General features: G+C 65.2%; 9 protein-coding genes. 1 reads left to right on the top strand and 8 read right to left on the bottom strand.

Annotated elements, in window-relative coordinates; all coding sequences use genetic code 11:
* Nucleotides 1-25 precede the first annotated feature (25 nt).
* From mraY to coq7, 8 genes are all read right to left on the bottom strand, one after another.
* Nucleotides 26-1,195 (bottom strand): phospho-N-acetylmuramoyl-pentapeptide-transferase, encoded by a 1,170-nt coding sequence (mraY, locus tag DIE15_RS24020; RefSeq protein WP_006752439.1) that lies wholly within the window; start codon nucleotides 1,193-1,195, stop codon nucleotides 26-28.
* Nucleotides 1,196-1,211: 16 nt separating this feature from the next.
* The gene (gene murF / locus DIE15_RS24015; RefSeq protein ID WP_124834536.1) at nucleotides 1,212-2,618 is read right to left on the bottom strand and encodes a UDP-N-acetylmuramoyl-tripeptide--D-alanyl-D-alanine ligase; all 1,407 of its coding nucleotides are present in this window, start codon (nucleotides 2,616-2,618) and stop codon (nucleotides 1,212-1,214) included.
* A complete protein-coding gene (locus DIE15_RS24010) occupies nucleotides 2,615-4,153 on the bottom strand; it encodes a UDP-N-acetylmuramoyl-L-alanyl-D-glutamate--2,6-diaminopimelate ligase (protein WP_124834535.1) in 1,539 nt (512 codons plus the stop codon). Before DIE15_RS24010 ends, murF begins: the two co-directional genes overlap by 4 nt.
* Nucleotides 4,150-5,997 (bottom strand): penicillin-binding protein 2, encoded by a 1,848-nt coding sequence (locus DIE15_RS24005; protein WP_057926862.1) that lies wholly within the window; start codon nucleotides 5,995-5,997, stop codon nucleotides 4,150-4,152. The genes DIE15_RS24010 and DIE15_RS24005 overlap by 4 nt, the downstream gene beginning before the upstream one ends.
* On the bottom strand, nucleotides 5,994-6,335 hold the full coding sequence (gene ftsL, locus DIE15_RS24000; protein ID WP_057926863.1) for a cell division protein FtsL: 342 nt from the start codon (nucleotides 6,333-6,335) through the stop codon (nucleotides 5,994-5,996). Before ftsL ends, DIE15_RS24005 begins: the two co-directional genes overlap by 4 nt.
* Nucleotides 6,332-7,273, bottom strand: coding sequence for a 16S rRNA (cytosine(1402)-N(4))-methyltransferase RsmH (gene rsmH, locus DIE15_RS23995; RefSeq protein ID WP_124834534.1), 942 nt, complete (start codon nucleotides 7,271-7,273; stop codon nucleotides 6,332-6,334). Before rsmH ends, ftsL begins: the two co-directional genes overlap by 4 nt.
* A 23-nt stretch (nucleotides 7,274-7,296) precedes the next feature.
* Nucleotides 7,297-7,725 (bottom strand): division/cell wall cluster transcriptional repressor MraZ, encoded by a 429-nt coding sequence (gene mraZ, locus DIE15_RS23990; protein WP_006400450.1) that lies wholly within the window; start codon nucleotides 7,723-7,725, stop codon nucleotides 7,297-7,299.
* A gap of 386 nt (nucleotides 7,726-8,111) precedes the next feature.
* Entirely contained in the window at nucleotides 8,112-8,738 is a 627-nt protein-coding gene (gene coq7, locus DIE15_RS23985) for a 2-polyprenyl-3-methyl-6-methoxy-1,4-benzoquinone monooxygenase (RefSeq protein WP_057926865.1), read from the bottom strand.
* A gap of 277 nt (nucleotides 8,739-9,015) precedes the next feature.
* Here coq7 and DIE15_RS23980 point away from each other — a divergent pair, with 277 nt between their 5' ends.
* Nucleotides 9,016-10,173 (top strand): porin, encoded by a 1,158-nt coding sequence (locus DIE15_RS23980; protein ID WP_057926866.1) that lies wholly within the window; start codon nucleotides 9,016-9,018, stop codon nucleotides 10,171-10,173.
* Nucleotides 10,174-10,631: the final 458 nt, after the last annotated feature.

The raw sequence follows: 10,631 nt of genomic DNA, 5'->3' as shown, positions 1-10,631 counted from the left end.
GCCAGACATCCTTGTTACCTTTCCTTTACCGCAACTTGAGGGTGGACAGACCGAACAGACACAGCATCAGCGTGATGATCCAGAAACGCACCACCACCTGCGTTTCCTTCCAGCCAGACAATTCGAAATGGTGATGCAGCGGCGCCATCTTCAGCAGGCGTCGCCCTTCGCCGTAACGCTTCTTCGTGTACTTGAACCATGACACCTGCAGCATCACCGACAGCGTTTCCGCGACGAAGATGCCGCCCATAATGAACAGCACGATTTCCTGGCGCACGATCACCGCGACCGTGCCAAGCGCGCCGCCCAGCGCCAGCGCGCCGACGTCGCCCATGAACACCTGCGCGGGGTGCGTGTTGTACCAGAGGAACGCGAGCCCTGCCCCGCCCATCGCGGAACAGAAGATCAGCAGTTCGCCCGCGCCCGGAATGTGCGGGAACAGCAGGTATTTCGAATAGACCGAACTGCCCATCACGTACGCGAACACCCCGAGCGAGCCGCCGACCAGCACGACCGGCATGATCACGAGGCCGTCGAGACCGTCGGTCAGGTTCACCGCGTTGCTCGCGCCGACGATCACGAAGTAGGTCAGCACGATGAAGCCCCACACGCCCAGCGGGTAGCTGATCGACTTCAGGAACGGCAGCATCAGGTCGGCCCGCGCGGGCAGCCCCATCGACAGGCCGCTCCTCACCCACGCCATGAACAGGTCGAACACGCGCACGTTGTTCGCCTCGGACACGCTGAATGCGAGGTAGACGGCCGCAAAAAGCCCGATCACCGACTGCCAGAAATACTTTTCGCGCGACGACATCCCGCGCGGGTCCTTGTAGACGACCTTGCGATAGTCATCGACCCAGCCGATCACGCCGAAGCCGAATGTGACGAGCATCACGATCCAGATGAAACGGTTCGTCAGGTCACCCCACAGCAGCGTCGCGACCGCGATGCCGATCAGGATCAGCACGCCGCCCATCGTCGGCGTGCCGGACTTCACGAGGTGACTCTGCGGGCCGTCCTTGCGCACGGCCTGACCGACCTTCATTTGCGTCAGCTTGCGGATCACCCACGGTCCGCACACGAGCCCGATCCCGAGCGCGGTGATGGTAGCCATCACCGCACGGAACGTCAGGTACGTGAACAAGCGCAAAAAGCTTGCGTCTCCTTGCAGCCATTGCGCCAGCGCCAGCAGCATGCTTCCTTCCTTCTACTCAGTGTGCGGCGGGCACCGTGCCCGCCGCGGGTTGGTTCGTCAGCGCGTCGACCACGCGCTCCATCTTCATGTACCGCGAGCCCTTCACGAGCACCGTCGCCTGCGCGCCGTAGCCCGCCGCGAGCAGCGCCGTCACCAGCGCACCGACGTCGCCGAAATGGCGAGCCGTGTCGCCGTACGCCGTGCATGCATCGCGCGACGCATCGCCGAGCGCGAACAGCGCATCGATGCCGCGCACGCGCGCATACGCACCGATCTCGCGGTGGAATGCCGGACCTTCGTCGCCGACTTCGCCCATGTCGCCGATCACCAGCACGCGCGGTGCCGGTTGCGCGGCCAGCACGTCGATCGCCGCGCGCATCGAGTCGGGGTTCGCGTTGTAGGTGTCGTCGACGACCGTCGCGCCCGCGAGACTGCCGACGTCCGCCTGCCGGACCTGCAGACGACCCTTGACCGGCTCGAACGATTCGAGGCCCTGCTTGATCGCAGCCAGCTCGATGCCGGCCGCGAGCGCCGCCGCCGTAGCCGCCAATGCATTGCGTGCGTTGTGCTCGCCAAGCGCGCGCAGTCGCATCGTCACTGCGCCGGACGGCGTGTCGATCGCGAGCTCGCCGCCGTGCAGACGGCCCGTGACCTGCGCTTCGACCTGCCGTTCGCCATCGTGCAGCGCGAAATCGAGAATCCGGTTGCCGGTCGCCGCGACGCGCCAGATGCCGGCGTACGCATCGTCGGCCGGAAACACCGCGACGCCGTCCGGCGTCAGCGCATGAATCACGGCCGCGTGTTCGAGCGCAACGGCTTCGACCGTCGCCATGAATTCCTGGTGCTCGCGCTGCGCGTTGTTGACGAGCGCGACGGTCGGTGCCGCGACGCGCGCGAGGATCTCGGTCTCGCCCGGGTGGTTCATCCCGAGCTCGATCACCGCGACGCGATGCGCGCCCGACAGGCGCAGCAGCGTCAGTGGCACGCCGATGTCGTTGTTCAGGTTGCCGGCCGTCGCCAGTCGCGCGTCGGCGCCGACTGCCGCGGCAAAGATCGACGCGATCATTTCCTTGACGGTCGTCTTGCCATTGCTGCCCGTCACTGCGACGAGCGGCACCGCGAAGCGCTTGCGCCACCCATGCGCGAGCGCGCCGAGCGCGGCACGCGTTTCGCCGCCCTCGACAACCGGCATCGCGAGCCCCGCCGGCACGTGCGCGACGAGCGCCGCGGCTGCGCCGCGCGCGGCCACGTCGCCGAGGAAGTCGTGCGCGTCGAAGCGCTCGCCCTTCAGCGCGACGAACAAGTCGCCAGTGCCGACCGTGCGGCTGTCCGTCGACACGCGCTCGAACGTCGTGTCCGGATCACCGTGGACGGTGGCACCGGGAATCAGGCGGGCGGCTTCGCCGAGACTGAGCATCGTCATTCGCCGCCTCCCTTGCCGTGCGTCGCGCGTGCCGCGAGCGCGAGCCGTGCGTGATCCTGATCGGAGAACGTGCGCTTCTTGCCCATGATTTCCTGCGTTGCCTCGTGCCCCTTGCCGGCCAGCACGACGACATCCTCGCGTGCGGCGCCGCGCACGGCCTGCAGGATCGCGCTCGCGCGATCCTCGATGCGGCGTGCGCGATCGGGTGCGGTCATGCCCGCGATGACCTGGTCGATGATGCGCTGCGGATCTTCGCTGCGCGGGTTGTCGCTCGTGACGACGACTTCGTCGGCGAACCGCTCGGCGATCGCGCCCATCAGCGGGCGCTTCGTCGTGTCGCGATCGCCGCCGCAGCCGAACATGCAGACGAGCCGGCCGCCACGCGCGGCCGCGATCGGGCGCAGCGCGTCGAGTGTCTTCTCGAGCGCATCGGGCGTGTGCGCATAGTCGATCACGACCAGCGGTTCGTCGTTCTGCAGCCGGCCGCCAAGGCGCTGCATGCGGCCGTTGACGGACTCGAGCCGTGCGATTTCCGCGACCGCCGCGTCGAACGGCACGTCGGCCGCGAGCAGCGAGCCGAGCACCGCGAGCAGGTTGCTGACGTTGAACACGCCGAGCGTGCCGACCTCGACGTCCGCGTCGCCCCACGACGAGCGCAGGCGGAATGCCGTGCCTATGGCGGTCGCGCGCACGTCGAGCGCGACCAGTTCGCGGTCGGCGTCAGGCGCCTGCGCGTCGCCGATCCCGTATGCGATCGTGCGCACACGGCCTGCCAGCTTCTCGAGCAGGCGGCGACCGGCCGCGTCGTCGCGATTGACGACTGCCGTGCGCAGGCCGCGCCACGCGAACAGCTTCACCTTCGCGGCTTCGTACGCGTCGAACGTGCCGTGATAGTCGAGGTGATCCTGCGTGAGGTTCGTGAAGACGGCGATGTCGAATGCCGTGCCGTTCACGCGGCCCTGATGCAGCGCGTGCGACGACACTTCCATCGCGACGGCCTTCGCGCCGGCGTCGCGCAGTTGCGCGAGGCTGCGCTGCAGTTGCGGCGCATCCGGTGTCGTGAAGCCCGTGGGCACCAGTTGGCCCGGCATGCCGGTGCCGAGCGTGCCGATCACCGCGCACGGCTGGTGCAGCGCCGTCAGCGCGGCGGCGATCCATTGCGTGCACGACGTCTTGCCGTTCGTGCCGGTCACGCCGACCGCGAGCAGGCTGTCGCTCGGGTCGCCGTACCAGCCGCTGGCGATCTCGCCGGCCAGCTGGTCGAGCGCCGGCACCGCGAGTGCGACGGGCACGGCCGGCGCGGCCGCGAGGCCTTCCGGCTGATACAGCACGGCGGCCGCGCCACGTGCAACGGCATCGGCAATGAAGGCGCGATTGTCTGCCCCGTCGACCGCATAGCCGAGAAACACGTCGCCCGCCTGAAGGCTGCGCGTGTCGGCATGCAGTTGCGCCGCGGGGGCCACATGCTGGCGCAGCCACGCAAGCGCGGCTGCGATCTGCTGATGCGCCGGATGAGAACTGCGAGCGGCGCTCATCGAACAACTCCTGGTGAATTACGTGTCGTGCTGGATACGATCATATGCTTCGCGCCGCCGCCTGCGGCCAGCTTTTGCGGCCCCGTCGCAGCGGGCGCGCCCGGTGCGTCGTCGGACACGACGAGCTGCTTGATCGGCATGTTCGGCGGCACGTTCAGCGCGCGCAGCGTATCGCCCGCGATCGCCGAGAATACGGGGCCCGACACCTGGCCGCCGAAGTGGCTGCCGGCGGTCGGTTCGTCGACCGACACTGCGACAACGATGCGCGGGTTCGGCATCGGTGCCATCCCGACGAACGACGCGCGGTACTTGCGCGTGTAGCCGTGGCCTTCGTGCTTGTACGCGGTACCGCTCTTGCCGCCGACGCGATACCCCGCCACGGCCGCATCCGGCGACGTACCGCCCGGCGCGACCACGGTCTCGAGCATCGTGCGCACTTCACGCGCGGTGGTCGGCGCGAATACCTGCGTGCCCGTGATCTGCTGATTGGGGTCGGTCTTGAAAATGGTGACCGGCATCATCTCGCCGTCGTGCGCGATCGCGGTGTACGCGCGCGCCAGCTGGAACAGCGACACCGACAGGCCATAGCCATACGACATCGTCGCCTGTTCGATGCGGCGCCAGCTCTTCCACGGACGCAAGCGACCGGCCGCTGCGCCCGGGAAGCCGACCTTCGGCGCCTGGCCGAGGCCGATGCTCGTATACATGTTCCACATTTCCTCGGGCCGCATCGTCATCGCGATCTTCGTCGCGCCGATGTTGCTCGACTTCTGGATCACACCGCCGACCGTCAGCGTGCCGAAGCCCGCATCGTCGGTGATGGGCGCGCCGTCGAGCACGAAGTGCCCGTTGCCCGTCTCGACGAGGGTGTTCGGCGTCACGCGATGCAGGTCGAGCGCGAGCGACACCGTGAACGGCTTCATGATCGAGCCCGGCTCGAACACGTCGGTGAGGATCCGGTTGCGCAGCTGCTCGCCCGTCAGGCGCGTACGGTCGTTCGGGTTGTAGGTCGGATAGTTGACCAGCGCGAGCACCTCGCCGGTGCGCACGTCGACGACCACCGCCGCGCCGGCCTTCGCCTTGAACTTCTCGACGGCAGCCTTCAGGTTCGCATACGCGATGTACTGGATCTTGCTGTCGATCGACAGGTCGACGTCCGTCCCGTTGTGCGGCGGGATCTGTTCGGCGACGTCCTCGATGATGTGCCCCATCCGATCCTTGATCACGCGGCGCACACCGGACGTGCCGGACAGCATCTTCTGGTCGCCGAGCTCGACACCTTCCTGCCCTTCGTCCTCGACGTTCGTGAAGCCGATCAGGTGCGCGGTGATCTCGCCTTCCGGATAGAAGCGCTTGTACTCGTTGCGCTGATAGATGCCGGGAATGTCGAGCGCAGCGACCTTGTCCGCGACGTCGATCGGCACCTGGCGCTTCACGTAGACGAAACCCTTGTCTTCCGACAGCTTCACGCGCAGTTCCTTCGGCGTCATGCCGAGGAGCTTGCCGAGCTGGCTGACCTTGTTCGTGTCGAGATCGTCCGGCACCGCGTCCGGAATCGCCCAGATCGCGCGCACGGGCAGGCTCGTCGCGAGCACGAGCCCGTTACGGTCGAGGATCTTGCCGCGCGTGGCCGGCAGCTCGATCGTGCGCTGATAGCGGCTTTCGCCCTGCTTCTGATAGAACGCGTTGCCTGGCCCCTGGATCCAGAAGGCCCGTGCGGCGAGCGCGACGAACGCCATGAACAGCATGAACACGACGAGTTTCGAGCGCCACATCGGCAGATGCACGCCGAGCACGGGGCTCGACGAGAATTTCACGTCCTGGCGCTTTTGCGACGGCTTCATCGCGCGCCTCCGTTGCCCTTGGCTGCCGCGTCGGCCGAAGCGGGAATCGGCGCGTCGATCGCCTTCACGGCGCCCGGCGGCAGCGTCAGGTATTGGGTACGGCCGGTCGTGATCGGCTGCATCTTCAGCGAATCGTTCGCGAGTTGCTCGATGCGCGAGGTTTTCGACAGCGCGCTCTGCTGATATTGGAGCTGCGCGTAGTCCTGCTGGAGCTGACGCTCCTGCGACTGCGCGCGCTGCAGCTGAATGAAGATCTGGCGCTGCTGGTTCGTCGAGTTGACGACCGACAGCGCGCAGCCCATCACGATGATCAGCAGGAAGATGTTGAAGCGGCTCATGGCGTGACGCGCTCCGCGATGCGCATCACGGCCGACCGGGCGCGCGGATTCGCGACGACTTCCGCTTCGCTCGGAAACTGACGGCTGATTATCTTGAGCGGTGGGCTCGGGAGGTCGACGGCACGGATCGGCAGGCGACGATCGACCGCAGGTGCACTTGCGTGCGCCTGCATGAATCGCTTGACGATCCGGTCCTCGAGTGAATGAAAGCTGATGACCACCAGCCGCCCCCCTTGCTCCAGCAACGACAATGCAGCGTCTAGTACGACTTGCAGGTCCGCAAGCTCTTGATTGACGTGAATCCGTATAGCCTGAAAGGTGCGGGTTGCCGGATCCTTGCCCTTCTCACGGGTTTTGACGACGTGACCCACGATTTGGGCAAGCTCGCCCGTGGTGTCGAGAGGCCCAAGACGGTCGGACTCTGCCCGGCGAGCAACAAGCGCCTTTGCAATCTGAAAAGCAAACCGTTCTTCCCCATAATCTCGTATCACCTCCGTCAATTCCTGCACCGAAGCCCGTGCGAGCCACTCGGCCGCCGACTCGCCACGCGTCGGATCCATTCGCATGTCCAGCGGGCCATCGGCGCGAAAGCTGAAGCCGCGCGCCGGATCGTCCACCTGCGGCGAGGACACGCCCAGGTCCAGCAACACACCCGACACCTTCTCGATGCCGCGCGCCGCAAGCGCGTCGCGCATCGATGCAAAGCTGTCATGCACGATCGAGAAGCGCGCATCCTCGATGCGCTGCGCTGTCTCGATCGCCCTCGGATCCTTGTCGAACGCGATCAGCCGGCCGGCCTGCGCCAGCCGCGCGAGTACCGCACGGCTATGACCGCCCCGCCCGAATGTGCCGTCGACATAGATGCCGTCCGGCCGCGTCACGAGCGACTCGACCGCTTCGTCCAGCAACACGGTCCGATGCTGCAATTCATTTCCCATCGCGGGCGTCTCCGTCACCGCAATCAGAACGTAAAGTTCTTCAGCGCGTCGGGCATGCCCTGCGCCATCGCTGCCTGCTCCTTCGCGATGTAGGTCTGCGAATCCCACAGCTCGAAGTGACTACCCATTCCCAACAACATGACTTCCTTTTCCAGTCCGGCCGCCATCCGCAGCTCGGGCGATACGAGAATCCGGCCCGCGCTGTCGAGATCGACATCCATCGCATTGCCGAGAAAAATCCGCCGCCACCAATGGGCATCCATCGGCAGTGCGGCGATCTTGGCGCGAAATACTTCCCATTCGGGGCGCGGAAACAGCAACAGGCAGCCGTCCGGGTGCTTGGTCACAGTCACCCGTCCCTCTGCCTGTCCTTGCAGCGCTTCGCGATAGCGAGCCGGCACCGACATCCGCCCTTTCGCATCGAGCGTCAGCGCCGACGCCCCTTGGAACACTTTCCGCTCTCCCGTTCAGGGCACCGAAGCACCCGCTCAACGATCAAGAATTTAGCCGGAATAGCCCGCCAAATCACACAAAAATACACTTTCTCACACTGTCTCCCACTTTAGAGGAAGGGTTTGGCACGGTCAAGGGAGCGGCCCGGTTTTTTGACGAATTTTGTTAGTTAGAACAAGGACTTACGCGCACATGCTCATGCTGCCCCTCATTCCAAAAAACGTTATAAATGAATGAGCTAGTGCAACTTGTGAAGGTGATACGTGAGAAAGGCGGGCCAGACTGGCGTGCGGACGGGGCTTTCGGGGGCGGGAAAACGCGGAGAAAACGGGCGGTATCGGGACGGCGAACCAGGGCGGCGTCGTGCGTCGCCCCGGCCCGAATGTCAGAGATAGTACGCAGTGCTCGTCATGACTTTCGACGCGGCGCGCATCAGCATCCGCGCGGGCAGCGGCAACTCCATCCCGCCGGCGTCGGTCGCGGCCTTGCCGTGCTTCACCTCGTCGAGCCGCATCTGCTCGACGATCGCGCGCGACGCCGTGTCGGTCGCCGGCAGTTCGGACAGATGCCCGTCGAGGTGGCTTTCGACCTGACGCTCCGTCTCCGCCATGAAGCCGAGGCTGACCTTGTCGCCCAGCGTACCGGCCGCGACGCCGATCGCGAGCGCGCCAGCGTACCACAGCGGGTTGAGCAGGCTCGGGCGCGAATCAAGTTCCTTCAGCCGATGCGCGGTCCATGCGAGATGATCCTCCTCCTCGCGCGCGGCCTCCTCGAACATCGCCTTCGACGACGACGAGCGCGCAGTTAGCTTCTGCGCCTGATAAAGCGCCTGCGCGCAGACCTCGCCGACGTGGTTCACCCGCATCAGCCCGGCGGCATGCGTGCGCTCCGCGGGCGTCAGTTCGCCGGTCGGCGGCTCCGCCGGCACGGGCACCGGGCGGCTCATCCGGCTAATGCCGGTCAGCGATCGCAAGCCGCGATCGAATTCGCTGATCAGTTCATCCAACACCATCCTGTTCTCCTGGCTGCGTGTGCTGCCGCGGGCGGCAAAGGCACGTGCTCCACTGCGTAACCGACTTGATTATTCAGCGGAAATTGCGGTTAACCCGTGATTTTAACCATTGTTGCATAAAGGAAACATGGTGACCTTGAGCAACGGCATTTCGCTTTGTCGGAAAAATCGGCTTTGCTACATTACGTCCGACTTCTTGCGAAGTTGATGGGGCCCGTCGACACAACATAACTATCCGCCCCGCCAAAAAAATTCAGTGATTCTTGGAGATCCGCTAATGAAAAAGTCGCTTCTCGCGCTCGTCGCGCTGGGCGCGTTTGCTGGCGCAGCCCACGCGCAAAGCAGCGTGACGCTTTACGGCATCATCGATGAAGGCCTCATCTTCAACAACAACGCCAAGGGCGGCCACCTGTACGGTCTGGCAAGCGGCGTGATGCAAGGCAGCCGCTTCGGCCTGCGCGGCACCGAAGATCTGGGCAGCGGCCTGAAGGCGATCTTCGTGCTCGAGAACGGTTTTGACGTCAACTCCGGCAAGCTCGGCCAGGGTGGCCTGATGTTCGGCCGTCAGGCTTACGTCGGCCTGTCCAGCCAGTACGGTACGGTCACGCTGGGTCGTCAGTACGACTCCGTCGTCGACTTCGTCGGCCCGCTCGAGGCAGGCGACCAGTGGGGCGGCTACATCGCCGCTCACCCGGGCGACCTCGACAACTTCAACAACGCGTACCGTGTGAACAACGCCGTCAAGTACATGAGCCCGAGCTACGGCGGCTTCACGTTCGGCGGCATGTACAGCTTCGGTGGCCAGGCTGGCCAGTTCTCGAAGAACCAGGTCTGGTCGCTCGGCGCCGGTTACAACAACGGCCCGCTCGTCCTGGGTGTCGGCTACTTGAACGCACGCACGCCGGCGAACTTCGGCGGCATGTTCAACACCGGTGCGTCGGCTGCCGCGACGGCCGTGTCGTCGCCGGTCTACGGCGCGTATGCGAACAGCGCGAACACGTATCAGGTCATCGGCGCGGGCGGCGCGTATACGTTCGGCGCAGCGACGATCGGCGCGACGTACTCGAACACGAAGTTCAAGGGCTTCTCGGTTGGTCCGTTCGTGGACCAGACCGCGACGTTCAACAACGGCGAAATCAACTTCAAGTATCAGCTGACCCCGGCGCTGATCGTCGGCGCCGCGTATGACTACACGCAAGGCAGCAAGATCGACGGCAACTCGGCAGCCAAGTACCATCAAGGCTCGCTGGGCGTCGACTACTTCCTGTCGAAGCGCACGGACGTCTACGTGATCGGCGTGTACCAGCACGCATCGGGCAACGCGCTCGACTCGGCTGGCAACGTCGTTCAGGCACACGCTTCGATCAACGGCCTCGACCCGTCGACCACCAGCAACCAGGTCGCAGCGCGCGTCGGCATCCGTCACAAGTTCTAATCAGCTTGCCTGACAAGCCGCAGCATATTGAAGGCGCCTTCGGGCGCCTTTTTCCTTTTGGGGTTGGGAAGCGGTGATCAGAATGGTCGCCGCTCACCGCATTCATGGAACGTACCGTTCGCGGTGCCCGATCAACGCGATTGCCGACTGCCCGCGGCATTCATCGAGGTGCCGCGCCATGCGACGCGGGCAGTTCGACTGAGGCGCTCCGTCAGCCGCACCGCACCCGGTCGAACCCGCGTCGTTCCGGCGATAGCCGAATCGGTGCGCCGCAGCTCCGATGCCGGCATCCCAGACAAATCTATGGTCAGCCCGATTTTTGCAATCGAGGCAGTGTTGACCTAAAGTGGACTTGCTCGAATCTATCCGGGGTCGCGGATGGGAAAGATCCCGCCCCATGATGGGAGCCGCGCCGGGCAAACCTCAAAAAGCCCACAGCATTGACGTGCTGTTTTTTG

The sequence above is a fragment of the Burkholderia sp. Bp9031 genome (assembly GCF_003857965.1).
GTDB classification, from domain to species: Bacteria; Pseudomonadota; Gammaproteobacteria; order Burkholderiales; family Burkholderiaceae; genus Burkholderia; species Burkholderia ambifaria_A.
Note: the sequence above shows the minus strand (reverse complement) of the source record. Positions and strands in the feature narration are given on the sequence as shown.

Excerpts from the sequence above, each read along its gene's own strand:
- mraY (WP_006752439.1), bottom strand. The coding sequence starts at position 1,195 with ATGCTGCTGGCGCTGGCGCAATGGCTGCAAGGAGACGCAAGCTTTTTG.
- DIE15_RS24010 (WP_124834535.1), bottom strand. The coding sequence starts at position 4,153 with ATGAGCGCCGCTCGCAGTTCTCATCCGGCGCATCAGCAGATCGCAGCC.
- murF (WP_124834536.1), bottom strand. The coding sequence starts at position 2,618 with ATGACGATGCTCAGTCTCGGCGAAGCCGCCCGCCTGATTCCCGGTGCC.
- DIE15_RS24005 (WP_057926862.1), bottom strand. The coding sequence starts at position 5,997 with ATGAAGCCGTCGCAAAAGCGCCAGGACGTGAAATTCTCGTCGAGCCCC.
- coq7 (WP_057926865.1), bottom strand. The coding sequence starts at position 8,738 with ATGGTGTTGGATGAACTGATCAGCGAATTCGATCGCGGCTTGCGATCG.
- DIE15_RS23980 (WP_057926866.1), top strand. The coding sequence starts at position 9,016 with ATGAAAAAGTCGCTTCTCGCGCTCGTCGCGCTGGGCGCGTTTGCTGGC.
- ftsL (WP_057926863.1), bottom strand. The coding sequence starts at position 6,335 with ATGAGCCGCTTCAACATCTTCCTGCTGATCATCGTGATGGGCTGCGCG.
- rsmH (WP_124834534.1), bottom strand. The coding sequence starts at position 7,273 with ATGGGAAATGAATTGCAGCATCGGACCGTGTTGCTGGACGAAGCGGTC.